The organism is Mycobacterium sp. SA01 (assembly GCF_041287105.1).
Taxonomy (GTDB): domain Bacteria; phylum Actinomycetota; class Actinomycetes; order Mycobacteriales; family Mycobacteriaceae; genus Mycobacterium.
On sequence record NZ_JBGGNO010000020.1, the window covers coordinates 738,656 to 755,537 of the forward strand.

17 protein-coding genes are annotated in these 16,882 nt (G+C 65.9%); 12 read left to right on the forward strand and 5 right to left on the reverse strand.

Annotated features, from left to right (window positions below):
• Positions 1-206: 206 nt before the first annotated feature.
• Positions 207-3,125 (reverse strand): Ig-like domain-containing protein, encoded by a 2,919-nt coding sequence (locus tag AB4879_RS22790; RefSeq protein ID WP_370509380.1) that lies wholly within the window; start codon positions 3,123-3,125, stop codon positions 207-209.
• Here AB4879_RS22790 and AB4879_RS22795 point away from each other — a divergent pair.
• From AB4879_RS22795 to AB4879_RS22810, 4 genes are all read left to right on the forward strand, one after another.
• Positions 3,106-3,636, forward strand: coding sequence for a hypothetical protein (locus AB4879_RS22795; RefSeq protein ID WP_370509381.1), 531 nt, complete (start codon positions 3,106-3,108; stop codon positions 3,634-3,636). The genes AB4879_RS22790 and AB4879_RS22795 overlap by 20 nt on opposite strands.
• A gap of 248 nt (positions 3,637-3,884) precedes the next feature.
• Complete coding sequence (locus AB4879_RS22800; protein ID WP_370509382.1) at positions 3,885-4,787, forward strand: NAD-dependent epimerase/dehydratase family protein; 903 nt, start codon at positions 3,885-3,887, stop codon at positions 4,785-4,787.
• 20 nt (positions 4,788-4,807) lie between these two features.
• Positions 4,808-5,197, forward strand: a complete 390-nt coding sequence (locus AB4879_RS22805) for a YchJ family protein (RefSeq protein WP_370509383.1) — start codon at positions 4,808-4,810, stop codon at positions 5,195-5,197.
• 52 nt (positions 5,198-5,249) lie between these two features.
• Positions 5,250-6,044 (forward strand): family 16 glycosylhydrolase, encoded by a 795-nt coding sequence (locus tag AB4879_RS22810; RefSeq protein ID WP_370509553.1) that lies wholly within the window; start codon positions 5,250-5,252, stop codon positions 6,042-6,044.
• Between the two features lie 6 nt (positions 6,045-6,050).
• Here the strand turns inward: AB4879_RS22810 and AB4879_RS22815 are convergent, their stop codons facing one another.
• From AB4879_RS22815 to AB4879_RS22830, 4 genes are all read right to left on the reverse strand, one after another.
• A complete protein-coding gene (locus AB4879_RS22815; RefSeq protein WP_370509384.1) occupies positions 6,051-8,690 on the reverse strand; it encodes a hypothetical protein in 2,640 nt (879 codons plus the stop codon).
• A 73-nt stretch (positions 8,691-8,763) separates the two neighbouring features.
• Positions 8,764-8,997, reverse strand: a complete 234-nt coding sequence (locus AB4879_RS22820) for a hypothetical protein (RefSeq protein ID WP_370509385.1) — start codon at positions 8,995-8,997, stop codon at positions 8,764-8,766.
• Positions 8,998-9,055: 58 nt separating this feature from the next.
• The gene (locus AB4879_RS22825) at positions 9,056-9,463 is read right to left on the reverse strand and encodes a hypothetical protein (RefSeq protein WP_370509386.1); all 408 of its coding nucleotides are present in this window, start codon (positions 9,461-9,463) and stop codon (positions 9,056-9,058) included.
• Between the two features lie 440 nt (positions 9,464-9,903).
• Positions 9,904-10,902, reverse strand: coding sequence for a GlxA family transcriptional regulator (locus AB4879_RS22830; protein WP_102808923.1), 999 nt, complete (start codon positions 10,900-10,902; stop codon positions 9,904-9,906).
• 321 nt (positions 10,903-11,223) lie between these two features.
• On the opposite strand from AB4879_RS22830, the gene AB4879_RS22835 reads away from it, so the two are divergent.
• The 8 genes from AB4879_RS22835 to AB4879_RS22870 all read left to right on the forward strand — a co-directional run bounded on the left by AB4879_RS22835 (position 11,224) and on the right by AB4879_RS22870 (position 16,802).
• Positions 11,224-11,754: a DUF1097 domain-containing protein gene (locus AB4879_RS22835; RefSeq protein WP_370509387.1), complete on the forward strand. Its 531-nt coding sequence runs from the start codon at positions 11,224-11,226 to the stop codon at positions 11,752-11,754.
• On the forward strand, positions 11,754-12,491 hold the full coding sequence (nthB, locus tag AB4879_RS22840; protein ID WP_370509388.1) for a nitrile hydratase subunit beta: 738 nt from the start codon (positions 11,754-11,756) through the stop codon (positions 12,489-12,491). The genes AB4879_RS22835 and nthB overlap by 1 nt, the downstream gene beginning before the upstream one ends.
• Positions 12,488-13,108: a nitrile hydratase subunit alpha gene (nthA, locus tag AB4879_RS22845; protein ID WP_370509389.1), complete on the forward strand. Its 621-nt coding sequence runs from the start codon at positions 12,488-12,490 to the stop codon at positions 13,106-13,108. The genes nthB and nthA overlap by 4 nt, the downstream gene beginning before the upstream one ends.
• Complete coding sequence (locus AB4879_RS22850; protein WP_102808897.1) at positions 13,105-13,416, forward strand: nitrile hydratase accessory protein; 312 nt, start codon at positions 13,105-13,107, stop codon at positions 13,414-13,416. Before nthA ends, AB4879_RS22850 begins: the two co-directional genes overlap by 4 nt.
• 18 nt (positions 13,417-13,434) lie before the next feature.
• A complete protein-coding gene (locus AB4879_RS22855) occupies positions 13,435-13,659 on the forward strand; it encodes a CbtB domain-containing protein (protein ID WP_036343583.1) in 225 nt (74 codons plus the stop codon).
• Positions 13,650-14,468: a CbtA family protein gene (locus AB4879_RS22860; RefSeq protein WP_370509390.1), complete on the forward strand. Its 819-nt coding sequence runs from the start codon at positions 13,650-13,652 to the stop codon at positions 14,466-14,468. The genes AB4879_RS22855 and AB4879_RS22860 overlap by 10 nt, the downstream gene beginning before the upstream one ends.
• 60 nt (positions 14,469-14,528) lie before the next feature.
• Positions 14,529-15,371: an Ig-like domain-containing protein gene (locus AB4879_RS22865; RefSeq protein ID WP_370509391.1), complete on the forward strand. Its 843-nt coding sequence runs from the start codon at positions 14,529-14,531 to the stop codon at positions 15,369-15,371.
• A gap of 225 nt (positions 15,372-15,596) precedes the next feature.
• The gene (locus AB4879_RS22870; RefSeq protein ID WP_370509392.1) at positions 15,597-16,802 is read left to right on the forward strand and encodes a hypothetical protein; all 1,206 of its coding nucleotides are present in this window, start codon (positions 15,597-15,599) and stop codon (positions 16,800-16,802) included.
• Positions 16,803-16,882: the final 80 nt, after the last annotated feature.

Here is a 16,882-nt window from a genome sequence, read left to right on the forward strand (position 1 = left end):
TGGCCTCGTCGATGGGGCCGTGACTCGGTCTGCTCGTACGAGCCGCAAAGCTCGATCCAGATAACTTAATGGGTCCGTTCAGGTTGTGTTCAGATACCCGTCACGAGGTCGTCAAAACCGCTGGTGATCGGAATTCCACCGGCAGACGACCGAATGGCAAAGCGGACTCGTGACCGGATTGGCCGGCCACGCTGAGTTCCGCCCGCTCAAACGGCCGTCTCGGACTGAGGGATCGCCGACACGACTGTCAGGTCATAATCGGAGACCTGCCATGCCTTCATCAGCGCGCTCAAGGAGAACTCGCGGCCGCCCGTATCCAGTGCGCTGTCGTTGACCCACACCTTTCCGTTCGTCACATCCACCTTGAGCACCTGTATTTGGTGGTTGTAGTCGGTGAAGTTCGGGTTGGCGCTGGACGCCTTCCAGCCGGGGAGCGACGAATACAACGCGTTGTTGTTGATACCGACCGTTACCGCCTTACCTTGCGCCAGAGCGGCATCCATGTCGTTGAGTGCGCGTTGCCCGTCCGCGGGTGTCGCGGCGGAAATCCGCTTGCCGTTCGCGTCGTAGGTCCCGTACACAGTGTTGACTGCCGTAACCGGGTAATGATCCTGCATCAGGACGACGGCGTCTTTCGGCCACGCGCCCATTTCGATCAGCTCACTGAGGAACATCTTCCGGCCGGGGATGACGACGCTGTCGAGCTCCTTGGCCCAGTTGACAACCGTGATCTCGTCGACGGTTTGGGTCCCGGTGACCTGTGCGGCCGCCATCGCCGACGACATCAACAAGCAGTTCCAGAAGCTCTGCTGGCGGTGCAGTTGCGCCAACTCGGTCACGTCACCGCCGTACACGCCGGTACCCGTGACGGTCACGTTGATCGTCCGGTCGATGGTGTCGGGCTTGGCGATCCCCATCGTCACGGCGACAGAGTGCAGCACACCTTGAACGAAGCCCGCAAACCCCGGCAACTGAGCACGGCTGCCGTTGTTGACCGTAATGGTGAAACTGTCGCTGATGCCCGGGGCCACCATGTCGGGGTTGGGCGTGTAGACGTAGTTTCCAGTTGCCTCATCCACGGACAGCGAACCGTACTTCGGCTGTGTCTTCACCGAATACGTCACCGGGAAGCCATTGTTGCTCTTGGCGTTGAGCTCAATGGTGATCACCTTGTTGGTGCCCCACTGGCCCCACACGTTCGGCGCGACGGTCGGTGACTGATTGAAGAAGGTGTACGACAGTGCCTGTGTGAACCCGCTCCACATCGACTGCAGCGCCGCAATCACGTTGACGGAGGACGCTTTCCGAGCGTTAGCCGTCGGAGTGCTTGTAGTAGACGGGCTGTCGGTCACTACCGATGCGGCCGCCAGTGTGATGGCCGATCCGGGCCCCCCAGGGTTGCCCGTGTTGCCGTAGGAGCCATTGTCACCCGGCGTGGCGTTGGTGCTTATCCCGCCGGTGCCGTAGTTGCCGTAGTTGCCACCGCCGCCACCGGTACTCGGGCGAGGACCGCCGGTTCCGCCGTCGCCGCCGTCGCCGCCATTGCCACCGTCTCCGCCGGCGCCACCGTTGCCATAAACGCCCTGACCGCCTTGGCCACCGGCTCCGGCCCGGCCACCCGTGCCGCCGTCGCCCGCGACACTCTGGTTCGATCCGTCGCCGCCTTGGCCACCCTTGCCGCCGTCTCCGCCCTTGCCGCCTTGGCCGCCGAGGCCGAAGCTCCATCCGGCTCTGCCGCCGTCTCCACCCCAGCCGCCATACCCGCCGTCGGCGCTCGCACCACCGACTCCGCCGATTCCGCCGACGCCGCCGTCGCCGCCGCGACCGCCGATCGCGTTCTGGTCGTTGGTGGCGCCACCGGCTCCACCGGCTCCGCCCCGACCGCCCTGCCCGCCGACGCCACTCGAGCCGGAAATTCCGTTGGACGGCATTGCGAAGAGGTAGGCGCCTCTGCCGGCTTGGCCTCCGAGGGCACCACCGGGGCCACCATCTCCGCCGGCACCGCCATTACCGCCGTCGTAACCATTTCCGGTGGTGACGTTGTACGCCTTCGCCCAGTAATTGAAGCCACGTCCGCCGACACCGCCCCAGCCGCCCTTGCCACCGCTGCCGCCGTTTCCGCCGATACCGAAAACCAGGCTGCCGTTGCCGCCGTTGCCGCCGCTACCGCCCTCGGCGCCCGCGAAACCTTCCAATCCATTGGGTGCGTCGGCGGTTCCGTTGTCGCCGGGCCGTCCTTCCTGCCCGACGCCGCCGGCGCCGCCGTTGCCGCCGCGGCCGAACACCGATAGAGCTCCGACATCGCCCCCGTCGCCGCCGTCGCCCCCGCCGAAACCGCCCGCTCCGCCGGCGCCCCCGTTGCCCGTCCAGAGGCCACCGCGGCCTCCTTCACCGCCGTTGCCGCCGTAGTCGTCTTCGTGGCCCTGTTGCGGACTGTCGCCACCGGCCCCGCCGTTGCCGCCGATCGAGTACAGCGAGAACCGGCCGCTGTCTCCGCCGTCGCCACCGTCACCGCCGTAGCCGGCCTTGCCGCCGTTGCCGCCGTTGCCGCCGACACCTCCCATCGAGAACAGTCCGGTGTCGCCTCCGTCACCGCCCTTGCCGGCCTTGCCGCCGTACTCGATGGCGTTGCCGCCGTCGCCGCCGTTGCCGCCGTTGCCCCAGAGCACGCCACCGTTGCCCCCGTTGCCGCCCACGGGCCCTTGGGTTCCCAGTGCTACTCCGGCGTTGCCGCCATTGCCGCCCCTTCCGAAGAAGCCGGCCGAGCCGCCGTTGCCGCCGGTCGCGCCACCTTGGGTTTGAGTGCCGTTGCCTCCGGCACCACCGTTGCCCATGATCAGGCCGCCGCGTCCGCCGTCGCCGCCGGAGCCGTCGCCGTCGGTGGCCACGGCTGCGCCGCCCTTACCGCCGTCTCCGAATAGCCCGGCCGCACCGCCGTTTCCGCCGTTGTAGCCGGCTCCGCCGTTACCGAAAATGCCGGCGCGGCCGCCGTTGCACACGCTCTCGCAGGTGGCCGACGTATAGGAGAATCCGTTGCCCATCAACAAGCCGGCGTTCGGGTGCGCGGCCGTGCCGTTGCTGAAGAAGACACTCAGGATCGACTCGATGCCGACGGCGGGGACCACGCGCGCCGACGGCGGCGTGCTACTGACCGTTGCGTTGGCGCGGGGAACCGAAGGCTCGTCGGTGGTGACTGCCGCCGCGGGGCTCACCGGCGCGATGGACGGCGCTTGGTTGACCGCGGCGGTGACGGCTGACGTCTTGTGGTCAGACTTGGCCGTGCTCTTTGTGGTCGCGGAGTTCTTGGCGCCATTGGGATTACGGGCCGCATGTCCGTTGGCACCCGCTGATCGCGGTTTCTGCCGGGCGGTACTCGCATGCCCCGTCGACTTCGCCGGACCGCTGGCCGCGGAACTGTTCGTGGTCGATCCCTTGGCGTCCGACGAGCCGCTGGAATCGGCTGACGCAACGGCAGGGAGCGAAGCGATGGCCGCACCGACACCGAGGGCAACCGCCGAGGCGCCGAGCCAGGTCAAAAACCGCGCATTGCCCGTGGGGGCCTGCCTCGGGGGCGTCATCCCGCCGAACTCGGCAGGAAGCAATCGCACCTCGGACGGCTGGCTGATTCGGGCATGACTCGATGACGGCATGACGGCACTTCCCCCACTAGTAACCACGGCTTGATTGGTTGCCGCACGCCTGGCCGCCGACAACTTGTTGCAGACTATAACTAATTAGCTGCAACGTCAGGGGATCGCCGAAATGTTCGGGCAGACTTTTCCCGTGAAGGACATCCGGGTGCACCCGACCCGGTAGCTCACGGCAGTTCTGGGCGCCCGCGCGAAGTTGGATCACCCGGCCGTTTGCCTGCCTATTATCAGCTGATGCGCGGATCCAAGATTCTGATCACCGGGGTGAGCGGCCAGGTCGCCACCCCTGTCGCCATCGCCATGGCGCCGGACAACGAGGTGTGGGGGATCGCTCGATTCACCGATTCGGCCGTCAAAGACAGCCTGGAGAAGGCCGGCGTCCGGTGTGAAACCGTCAACATGGCGGCCGGGGACTTCACCGGGCTGCCATCGGATTTCGACTACGTCCTGAACTTGGCGGTGGCCAAGAGCGGTCGGTGGGACAAGGACCTCGCCGCCAACGCGGAATCGGCAGGTCTTCTCATGGCGCACTGCCGCAGCGCAAAGGCGTTCCTGCACTGTTCATCCGGCGCGGTCTACGACCCGCCCGGCGACGAGCCGCGAACTGAACGCACGGTCTACGGCGACAACCACAAGAGCCTGCTGCCGACCTACTCGATCACCAAGATCGCCGGTGAGACCGTCGTCGCGACCATGGCGCGCGCCCTCGGCGTACCGACCACGATCGCACGCCTCAACGTTCCCTACGGCGACAACGGCGGCTGGCCGTATTTCCAGATGGAGATGATGCTCAGCGGCATGCCCGTCCCGGTCCCGCCCGGCGGACCGGCCGTCTACAACCCGATCCACGAAGACGACATCATCACGATGATCCCGAAACTGCTTGAGGTGGCGTCAGTTCCGGCCACCACCGTCAACTGGGGCGGCGACCAATACGTCAGCATCCAAGAATGGTGCACCTTCCTGGGATCGCTCGTCGGCGCGGAGCCGGTCTTCGAGGAAAGCGATCAAGCGCTGCGCGGCAATCCGTTGGACGTCACCAAGATGCATGAGCTCGTCGGGGGCACCACTGTCGACTGGCGCGACGGGATGCGGCGGATGGCAGCCAAGTTCCGCCCGGAGCTGGTCGGCGCCTAACCGATTGCCACACTGAGTGCATGCGCCCGACCGATGCGTGCCCGTGCGGCTCCGGTGCACCGTTCGGCCGCTGTTGCCTGCCGGTGCACCGCGGCGAGAGCCAGGCCGGCACTGCCGAACAGCTGATGCGGTCCCGCTACAGCGCCTACGCCGTCGGCGATCTCGACTACGTCTGGCAGACCTGGCATCCGCGCACCCGTCCCGACTCGCTCACTGCGCCCGACGGACTGACCTGGATCGGGCTGGAAATCCTCGACACCGTTGACGGGCAGCCCGGTGACGAAACCGGCGAAGTCGAGTTCCGGGCACAGTATCGGCAAGGCCTCCGACCTGGGGTGTTACGCGAGCGGTCGCGCTTCGCTCTGCGAGCCCGCCGCTGGTTCTACCTGGACGGGGACATCTTCGACTGATCAAATCCGCGCCCGAGCGCCGCCGCTGCTTTATGGTCGAGCCGTGCCCGAATTGGACCGCCGAAGCATGATGCTGATGTCGGGGCTGGGCCTGCTGGCTGCCGCACTCCCGCTGCCCAGTGCACACGCCGAGGCCCCCTACCTGTTCCAGGACGACTTCGACGGACCGTCGGGGTCGGCCCCCAACCCCGCGAATTGGTCGATTCAGAACTGGCAGGACGACGTCTGGCCACCCGTCGAGAGCCAGTACCGCGACGACCGGCGCAACGTCTTTCTCGACGGAAACTCCAACCTCGTGCTCCTCGCCACCCACGAGGACGATCAGTACTTCAGCGGCAAGGTGCGGGGAAACTGGCGAGTCCCCATGGGCCACACCTGGGAAGCGCGGGCCAAGCTCGACTGCCTGACCTCAGGTGCCTGGCCCGCGTACTGGGCGGTCAACGAAGACCCGCTGCCCGACGGCGAGGTCGACATCTTCGAGTACTACGGCAACCGCAGCTGGGCCCCGGGCACCACCGTCCATGCGGCATCGAACGGCAAGACGTGGGAAAGCAAGTCGATTGCCGGGCTGATCGACGGCGGCTGGCACACCTGGCGGATGCGTTGGGACGCTGACGGGTTCAAGTTCTGGCGCGACTACGTCGACGGCGCGAAGCCGTACTTCACGGTGCCGCCGAAGCCCATCCCGGTGCACGGCAACCCCACCGACTTGCGCTGGCCGTTCAACAATCCCGGCTATTGGCTGTCGCCGATGTTCACCCTCGCGGTCGGTGGACCGGGTGGTGGTGATCCCTCTCTGGGCACCTGGCCGGCGGCGATGTTGATCGACTGGATCCGCATCTGGTAGCGAAAGCTATTCCCTTGCTGCGGCAGCACTTAGCCTGAGTGCTAAATGGTATGCGGCAGAGGGGTACTGGCCCGCACGGAAGTAGTCACTGTGGGTGTCGACCCGCACGATGGTGACCGGTTTGAATGTCAGCGCCTTCGTCAGATCAATCGTCGTCAGCGCACGCACGTCGATGTCGCTGTCTTGAATGACGATCTCGCCGTCCGCGGCATGCTCTGCCGTCACCTCATCGGCGGGACGATCGACCGAGTTCTCGGGCTTTCGCGAGTACACCGGGAAGCCCAAGTAGTCGGTGGGCCGCCAGAGGTTGATCCAGCGCTGTTCACCGTCGGCGTTGGTCAGTGTCGCAAGCACAGACCGCGGCAGTGCGTCCGGTTCCGGTCCCGGTTCCGTTGCGGGTTCTTGAAACGTCGGGCACCGCAGCAGCCGAGCAGGGCTGGAAGCCGTCACGCCGAGGACGCGCGGCCCCAGCAACTCTGGAAACAGTCGACTGAAGTACGCACGAAGTTGGCAGCCATAGGTCAACAATGCGATCCGGTCCCGATACATGTCTGACAGCAAGAGGATGACGGCGACGGCGAGGACACCGCCCAGACTGTGCGCCGACAGAATCAAACGCCTTGTCTTCGTGCCACTCTCGTCGGTCGGAGGACTGTCCAGCCATGCGCGACAATACGTGTGCAGTTCGGGAATCGCGCGCTGTGCGTAGCAGGGTGGCCCGAAGGGGTGCGCGGCGCGCGGCAGGAAACAGATGAGATCCCACACGATGCCGAGCGGCCGGCTGTGGGAAACGCCGTGGCCGATGATGAACACGCCGGCGAGTACGGCCACGATGACGCCGGCCTGCTGCAGACGGTCGAGGAGGCTGTGCTCCGGATACGGACCATCGTGATACTGCAGGACCGCGAGGAGCAATCCGCTGGCCATCGCCGTCGCGGCGATCACGGCGAGCCAACCGGCCACGGGCTCGGCACGGTGGATTACCGACGCAACCTTGCGAGTGCGGCGGCGGCGGCAGTACAGGCAGTTGCGTCTGATGCAGCGGATCGAGCCGAAAATTCCCGGGTGGCGCCGGGCGGAATCTGAAATCTCAGCAAGGCAAGCCATTTCACGGTCGCCCGGCCGGGTGGTGGGTTCCAGATCCTGCTCCACGGGCGTCGGGCAGCGCCACAGGACTGCGACCACGACCACTAAGACCAGGAAGGTGACGGCGATTGCTGTCGGCCCCAGCGTTACGGCGAAGCTGAGATAAATGGCTGGCGGCGTTCGGATCCCGCTATCACTGAGGCTGATCTTCCCATCGTTGAGCAGCGCCGCCGCCGCCGCGACGAACACCGTCGACAGCAGCACCGCAGAGAAAAGAGCGAGGATCATCAGGACTCCCGGCGCTGACCCATGCCAGGCCTGCGCGAGTTGAGTGCGTCCATGCCAGCGCAGCCAGCCCACCCGCGCCACGGCCGCCACCACCAGCACGCCGATGACTGATAACTCGATGCAGGTGGTGTCGACGTGATGTGTCTGCCCCCAGAGCACGACTAGAAGAGCGATAGCACCCAGCACGATCAGGGCCACCGCCATCGTATGAGCCGCCCAGCGATGGCCTTGCCGCCAGCCCAGCGCTGAGACCGCCAGGACGAGAAGGAGGAAGACGATGATGCCGGGCGCCAACGAGAACATCACCGGTCGCGTCGACTCGGCCGTCGGTGAATGCCAACAGATCAGCGCGACGAACTGCACCACGAACGTCACGATGGCGACCACTGCGAGCAGCCGCCGCGCCAATTTCCTCAGCACGCCAATGCCGTTGACCTCGGCCAACGGTGCCGTCATCGCCAGCACTACGGAGATCAAGAGAGTCAGGACGGACACGAACAGCACCCATGTGCCCAGGGCGCGATGCTCGTTGAGCCAGAATTGCCCGGTCCAGATCAAGCTGAGCCCTAGGCCGGCAGCAGCATGGACAGTTGCGTTGTGGGCCGATAGGTCCGCGTTGTCCCAGAAGCTCGGGGTGCCGAATCTCCAGTGACTCACCCTGTCGTCAGCCGGTGGCGGAAGCTGGCCTCCCTTGTCGTACCGAACACGCGTCACGGTGGCGAGAACCCACAGCAGCAGAATCGCCAGTACGGGCGCCAGCGACAGGATGGCCAGTCTGTCGCCCTCATCGGTGTGGTCTTTCAACAGCGAAACCCATGTGGGCGGGTGCGGGAGCGCGATCAGGGTCGCTATGCGGTTCTCGGCCATATCCAGGCTGACCGAGCAGACCGAGGAGACCAGTAACAGCGTGAGCCCAAGGGAGAACACCCGGCTCAATGCTGCGGTGAAATGCACCTTCGCGGAACCGTTGTCGTCGGGCATCGTCAGCCGGCGCGACCAGTAGGCGACGTTGGCGAGACCGAACGGGATCACGAAGATCCAGGCGGCTGACGCGACAGCCCTTACCCATTTCGCGAACGGGACCCGGGGCGACGGTGACAGCCGTGCGAGGCCACCCCACGACAGGGCCTTGCACACCCCCGGAGTGACTCGTTCGCGATACACCCCGACCAGCGAATCGCCATATTCCTGCTGAATGGCGTAGAGCATGCTCACGGGAGGGGTGTTGTTGACACCGTGAACCCGAAGTTCGAGAAGATCGCCATCGGACATAAGCGGTGTTCTACACCGGTTGTGGAACGCGGTGTCGAATTCCGCTGAGCTCGGAGTAAGTCGATCGGCGTCGCTACACTGCGCCGGTCCCCGCATCGACGACGCCTGCCTCATGCGCTCCGGGAGTTTCCGGCATCTCGTGCCGTCCACCGCCCGACCGGCGCTGAAGGAACCACACACCCACACCCACCGACACGACGGCACCCAGGATGATGGTGGGCCACATCAATATCTGCGCGAGCCAGACCCGTCGTTGGATTGTGACGATGCGCTGCTCGGCATGCCGAACTCGGGCCAGCTTGTTCATGAGTCCTTTAATGCCCACGATCAACCGCGAGAAAACAGGCCCGATGGGGGATCGAGCCTTACTGGCAGCCGCCGGCCGGCGTGGTCACGAACAGGTTGTCGCCACCACTGGCATCGGCGTGCGAGCCGCAGTATGCGGTCGCCTCGTTGTTGCTGCCGTTGCCGGCGAACGCCACGCTGCCGCTGCCGTCCGCGATCGCCTGATTCCGGTCACCGCCGCTCACCGATGCCGTGCTGCCGTTGCTGGCATCGGCGATGTTGAGCTTTCCGCCGGTAATCGTTGCGGTACTGCCATTTTGGGCGGTGGCCACGGTGAAGAGCCCATCGTGGGCGGTTGCCTGGCTGTCGTAGTCGGCGCTGGCGAAGTTCAGGATTCCGCCGGTCGCGTCGGCCGTGCTGTTGTGATCCGCCACGGCGAAATTGAAGAGACCGCCGCCGGCGTGCGCGCTGCTGCCCGCGCCGGCCACCGCCAAATTGAATCCGGGATCCGACGTCGCCGTCGCACTGCCGGTCTGGACGACAGTGCGTCCGTTGAATGAGACGGCAAAGTCGGGTCTGGGCTGTGGGTCCGCGGCTGCGTGCACACGTGGGTGCCGCTTGGCGTTACTGCTCGAGCTGTCCGACGATGCCTGCTTGTGCGCGGCACTGGTTCCGGTCGATGGCGCCGCCAGGGCGGCCGGGGCCCCGATCACGAGGGCGATCACCGGCCCTCCGATGCATATGGCACAGATCTTTGCTGACAGTGACGGGTTGATGCTCGATTTCACGATCCGGTCCTTAATATGCCGAGGTAGTACCCAACCCGGCTGGGACTTTAGTCATCTGTTGACGTGCAGGCAAATATATCCGCGCTTGCTGTGTTGTATACAATTTTCACTTTGGCACCAGGCAGGGGCGGATGACCGGCCTAGCGATGGATTCCGGTCGTACGAAAACGGCTCCGGTAGGAGCTCGGTGACACGCCCAATGCGCGGCGGAAGGTGCGCCGCATGGTGTCCGCCGACCCAAAACCGGCCCGCCGCGCGACAGTTTCTTGGCCGTGATCGCCGGTGGCCAGCAGTACTTTCGCGGCTTCCAATCGGGCCTGCTCGACGAACCGCGACGGCGTCAACCCCACCTGGTCGCGGAACATCCGAACCAGGTGCCGCTCGCTGACGGCGGCGCGTTCGGCCATCGACGCGATCGAGTGATCGGCCGCCGGATCCGTCACGACCGAGTCGAGGATCTCGCGAAGCCCGCGCGACACCGGCGAGGCCGCCTCGGTCCAGACGCTGAATTGGGCCTGGCCCCCGGGGCGTTGTAGGAACACCACCATCCACCGCGCCACCCGCCGGGCCACGTCGGGGCCGTAGTCGCTTTCGACCATGGCCAGACCAAGGTCGACGCCCGCACTGATTCCCGCTCCGGTGATGTACGGGCCGTCCTGAACGAACAACGAATCCGGCACCACCTCGATCTCGGGGTAGGTGCGCGCCAACTCCTGGCAATGCGCCCAATGGGTGGTCGCCCGGCGGCCTTCCAGTAGGCCCAGGGCCGCGAGCACGAACGCGCCGGTGCAGACCGAGGCCACCCGGCGCGCCCGCGGAGCCAGCTCGCCCACCATCTCCAAGGCCGACGCCACGACGTCGGGCGTCTGCTCTTCGGGGATGTCGTGCTCGCCGGGGGTGAAGTAGAAGTCCGGTGGTACCCCGCCCGGCACGATCAAGGTGTCGATCCGGTCCGGCACCTCGGCCAGCGGGACGTCGACTTTGAGCGTGACGAAAGAGGTCGTGTTGACGGCTTCGCCGGTCAGCGAAGCCAGGATCACCTGATACCTAGCGCCGAAATCGTTTGCCCGCGCGAATATTTCAAGCGGCGCGGCGACATCTTGCAACGTCACTTTGTCGTACAACGCGAACACGACGATCTTGGGCGCCGGTGATCCCTGCGCGTTCGCGGGTCGACGCCCTGCGGCGGTGGGCCGCTGTGAACTGTGCTCGTCTGACACCCGGTGCTGTCCTCTCGTGACCCCATCCGAGGTGAGGTCAACGTATCGGCACCGCGGCGCGACGGCAACGCGAACAGTGACCCGGCGCCGCGAAGTCCGGAACTGCGCGTTTCGTGTCCGGAGCTGACGGGCGGAGCAACCGAGCCGTAACACCACTGAAACCCCCTGGGCTGAGGCTGATTTCACCGTACTCCGCTCCGGCGCCGAAGCGAGTCATCAACCCCTCGAAGAAGGTGGGCCATGGATTCTCGGACAGCCCTGACGCTGAGCATCGGCGTGCTCGGCGGCGTGGCAGTCGCGTTCACTGCCGAAGTCATCACTGTGCCGATCTGGGTGGTGTTCTTGGCGTGGGCTTCGTTCTTCTTCGTCGGTGGCGGTGTCGCGGGCTGGGTCCGGTCGGTCGCGTCGAACATCGTCGGCGTGGTCATCGCCTCGGCCAGCCTGTACGCCGCCTACCTGATGGGCGGCAGTCTGCTGGTGACCGCCATCGCCGTGGGTGTCGGTAGCGCTGTCATGGTGCAGGCGTCCTGGGTGCCGCTGTTGGCCACCACGCCCGCCGTCGTCGTCGGATTCGCCTCCACGGTGTCGACGGTCGCCGGACGAGGCAGCGACGTCACCGTCACCACCATCTCGCACCCCGGACTCGTGGCCGCGGTGGCGTGCGTCCTCGGAGCGTCCTTTGGCCTGCTTTCCGAATACCTGGCCACCGCCATGACGAAGAAGACGGTCGCAGACACCGCACCCCCGCACACGGAAGGAAGCCCGGCCTGATGAAACTGCAGCACTATCTCGGCGGCCTCGAAGGCCTGCCAGAGCCGTTGACTTTGGAGAAGCGGATCTTCGTCGAAGAGTGGGAGAAGCGCATCTTCGGCATCCACGTGGCGATGATGGGCTTGTCGAATCATCTTGGTGCCGCGCTGCCGGCATATCCCATCGACGAAGTGCCCACCGCCTTCAAAGACGAGTGGACGTGGGCCGACCTGCGCACCGGCGCCGAGGCGATGAACCCGTTCGACTACTTCAAGTTTCGCTATTACGAGAAGTGGCTGGGCGGCATCACCCAGTTCTTCATCGACAAGGGTTATGTGACCGAGGAGGAACTCGCCGACCGGATGGCCGAGGCGGGCCCGGGCGCCGACGCCGAGAACCTTCCGGCGATCGACGACCAGGTGATCGCCTACCTGCGCCTCGGGGACAGCCCGCGCCGTGACGTCGCGCACCCGAAGTTCGCGGTCGGTTCGCAGGTGCGCATCACCAATGTCCCCGCTGACGCACATAGCCGGTTGCCGGGTTATCTGCGTGAACGCGTCGGCACCGTGGAACGCGTATTCGAGGGTGACTACGGCTATTTCACCCACACCGGCGACGGCATCGGCGACCCGATGCCGATCTACATCGTCGAATTCGATCCGGCCGAGATTTGGGGCGCGCGCGCCGAGGGCGGCCCACTGAAGCTCTACGCCGAGTTGTTCGAAGCCTATTTGGCACCGATCGAGGAGAAAGCATGACCGGACAGTTCGCCTACCCGCCCGACCGCGAGGAGATCAGCGCCAAGCAGGTGGCCGCACTCGAGGCGCTGCTCATCGAGAAGGGCGTCATCACACCGCAAACCGTGGACAAGGTGCTGGCGTACTTCGAGACCGAGATGACACCGCTCAACGGCAAGAAGATCGTCGTAAAGGCGTGGACTGATCCCGATTTCGCCGCCAAGGTAGTGGCCGACACCCCGGCGGCCGTCGCGGAACTGGACCTGCCCGAAGGAATGGCCGGCGCCGAGGGCGAACACCTGCAGGCAGTGGCCAATACGGCCGGTGTGCACAACCTGGTGATCTGCACGCTCTGCTCGTGCTTCCCGTGGCCGGTGCTCGGCCTGCCACCCTATTGGTACAAGGACCCGACGTTCCGGTCGCGGGCCGCCCGCGAACCGCGCAAGGTGCTCGCCGAGGTGGGCCTGGAGCTACCGGCCGACACCGAGATCAAGGTGTGGGACTCCAGTGGCCACTCCCGGTGGTTCGTCATTCCCGAACGGCCCTCGGGTACCGAGGATTTCACCGACGAGATGTTGATGGATCTGGTCACCACGGAGTCGATGATCGGAGTGGCATTGGCGGGTCCGACGTCATGAAGCTGCACGACACCTGCACCACCGATCAGGCCGCACCGCAGTTCGACCATGAGTGGCAGCGCCGCGCGTTCGGGCTGGCGCTCGCGCTCTCGGAGTTCCGGCACTACCCGTGGAGTGAGTTCCAGGAGACCCTGATCTCGACGATCGGCGAGTGGGAAGGGCTACCCGAATCCGAACGGGGGCAATGGGAGTACTACGACCACTGGGTTGCCACGCTCGAGAAGCTTGTCGACCGCCACGAGCTCCTCACTGCGCCGCCGCTCACCGACGCCAACGATCACGCGATCGCCCACGACCACGACCACTAGAACTGCGAGGACCATTCCATGAACGAAGCAAATCCCACCCTCGGTGCGCCGCGAGTCGACCTGCGTGCGGCCGCGAACAGTCTCGCCACGCCACTGCGGCTGGCCGTGCTGACGCTGCTGGCGCTGATCGTCTATTACTTCGTCGGGTATGACCAAGGTGCCGTGTCCGTGTTCGGTTCGGACACCCATATCCACGAGTTCGTGCACGACGCACGTCACCTGCTGGGGTTCCCGTGCCACTGACCGCCGAATTGCCCGCAGCTGTGCGCTATCTCGTACCCGGGGTGATGGGCGGCATCGTCTGCTTCGCGTTCAGCCGGTGGCTCATCTCGCCGTTGATCTCCACCGCGGTGGACTACGAAGGCGCTCGTGAACACGCCGAGGCCGAGCTCGCCGGCGAAGCTCACGGACACGGTCACGAGCTCTTCAGCCGCTCGGTGCAGGAGAACTTCGGTGCCGCGGTCGGGATCGTCGCCTTCGCCGTCGCGATGGGCGTGCTGTTCGTGGTGGCCTACACCGTGATTCGCTCTGCGATCGAACGACGCGGCGGCACGGCCGACCCCACCGGCCTGGCGTTGCTGTTGTCGGCGGGGATGTTCGGGGCGATCACGTTGGTGCCGGGCCTGAAGTATCCGCCGAATCCGCCCACCGTCGGTCTGGAAGAGACCATCGGCGCGCGAAGTTCAGCCTTCCTGACCATCACTGTGGTCTCGGTGGTCGCGGCGTGCGTGGCGACCGCCGCCGGGTTGGCGTGGTCGCGGCGGTGGGGGAATTGGCCCGCGACCGCGCTCGCGGCCGGTGGCTATGGCGTGGTCATGCTGGCCACGTTCGCGGTGCTGCCCGGCTTCCACGAGGTGCCCGGCCCGGTCTCTGGACCGGACGGCATTCTGATCGAGGGCTTCCCGGCTCAGGTGCTGGCCGATTTCCGGGTGTATTCGTTGCTGAACCAGGCATTGATGTGGGCGACGATCGGTGTGACGTGGGCGCTTCTGTCCCGGTTGGCCGCCCGCAGCCGACGGCGCTCGTTCGGGATGGATTATGTCGCAGCCTGACTGATCTCGTTGGTCCGTCATGCGACACTGACTCCCAGAGCACGTGATGGGAGAACGCAGATGTCGCGCTGGACGAGGATCACCCGGGTCGCCGCTGTGGTGTTGGCCGGGCTGGTAATAGCGAATGCTGCACCGGCGCTTGCAGATCCGGGTGATACGGCCGCGGGTCAGGACCCGACGCCGTTCACCGGCGTCGCACCGTTCGGGCCACCGAAGATAGCGCCTGCGAACGGCTCGACGGTGGGCGTGGCTCAACCGATCATCATCGACTTTCCCGGACTGGTCGACGACGCCGGCGCCACTGAGAACGCCATCCACGTCTCATCGAACCCGCCGGTCCCCGGCAAGTTCTACTGGATGACCCCCACCCAGTTGCGGTGGCGCCCGCTCAGCTTCTGGCCTGCGCACACCGCGGTGACTGTCGACGCGGGCGGTGCCGTGTCCACCTTCCGCACCGGTGACACGCTGATCGCCACCGCCGACGATGCCACCCATCAACTGACCGTCACTCGTAACGGGGTGGTGGAGAAGACCATCCCGATGTCGATGGGGATGGCGGCAGGTGGTCATCAAACTGCCAACGGCACCTACTACGTGCAAGAGAAGATGCCGTCGGTGGTGATGGATTCCTCGACTTATGGGGTCCCGGTCAATTCCACATACGGCTACAAGACGACGGTCGAGCTCGCCGTGCGGTTCGATGACAGCGGCAATTTCGTGCACAGTGCTCCCTGGTCGGTCGACGATCAGGGAAAGCGCGACGTCAGCCACGGGTGCATCAACATCAGCCCGGCGAACGCCCGCTGGTTCTACGACAACTTCGGCGCCGGCGATCCCATCATCGTGAAGAACTCCACCGGCACCTACACCAGGGTCGACGGCTCCAGCGACTGGCAGCGATAGCGAGGTCACTTTTTCGTTCGCTGGGGGAGCCGCGCGCGGGCAGAGATGCGGGAACATCCCCGTTCACCGGCCGCTGAGTGATTTGCCGGAAGGTGCAACACCGAGAGCCGCAAGACCGGCCGAACGGTCCAAACCCGGCCCATCCCTGTCGAATTCGATTTCTCCGCCGCTGCCTTGGGGTAGGTTGCTCATGGGTCAGGGGTGACACGACGACGGGGAGTCACTATGTATGCAGTCCCTCGGCCCTTGGTTGCCGCCACGGTGGCGGTGGTCGGAGCCGGCGCCATCGCAATCAGCCCGGTAGGCCCGGTGGGCCCGGCGGCACTGGATATCCACACCGCGCCCGCGATCCAACTGGCCGCCAGCACCGACTTGGCGGACATCTTCACCAGGGCCGGCCAGAACGCGCAGGCCTTGTTCGACACCTGGCGACAGGCGCCGGCGCCGATACTGCAGCAAATCGTCGCCAACCAGATCTCCTACCTCAAAGAGCTGCCCGACTTCGCCGCCGTCGCCAACCAGATCCAGAGTCATCTCCAGGCCGCCATCGCCGCGCCGACCGCTCCCGATCTGAGCACTCTGGACCCGACCCACGGAACCTTCTACCAACTGCTGCCCGCGGTCTTGCAGTTGCCTGGTGTCCCAGAAGCGTTGAACCTCATCATCTCTCCGACGGGGCGGCAGTTGCTGGGCTTTTCGACAACTGCGCTGAGCGGCTTGATCCTCGGCATGGCCGGTCCGGTGCTCGGTCCCCTCATCGTGTTGTCGTCGAGTGTGGATGCGATCCGGGCGGAGCTCACCTCGCCGACGCCTGACGTGGCGGCTGCGCTGAACACCCTGACGAACATCCCCGCGGCCATGACCGACGCGTTCCTCAACGGCGGCCAGCACGTCGACCTCACCGCACTGGCGACGACGTTCGGACCGGCGATCGGAGTGAGCTTCCCGGCCGGCGTGAAAGTCGGGATTGCGCTCGGCGGTCTGCTCAGCCCGGGCGGCTCGATCTTCAACGCGCTGGATTTCGCCTACGACAACGACCTGCTCGGCGTGCTGCACATCCACGTCCCGCTCGCGACGGGTTCTCCCGTCGGGCCCATCGGGGCGTTCATGGAGTTCACCCGCGCCATCGCGAAGTCCATCGGCTGGACAGCCCCCGCGACCGCCGCCGCCACCGCCAGGAGCGCGGCCGCGCCGAGCGGTTTGGCGGCGGCCAACGAGGTGCCGAGGTCCGTCCTGGCGTCCGTGCCCACCGCCGCCGCGACGACGCCGATCGCGCCCAAGGCGACCACGAAGCGCGAGGTCAAGGCGAGCAAGGGAAGTACTGTCGCAGCTCGCGGCCACACCACCGCCAAGCGCACCCCGGCGGCAGCCGGGTCCGGCAAGGGATCCAGTGCGCGGGCGAAGGCGCCGGCGAAAGCTGCAGCAGGGTAATCGCCGGTCAGTGATCCAAACTCGGTAGCCGGGCCTCGGCGCGCCAGGGCCACGTTTCGCCCACGCCAGGCGATGATACG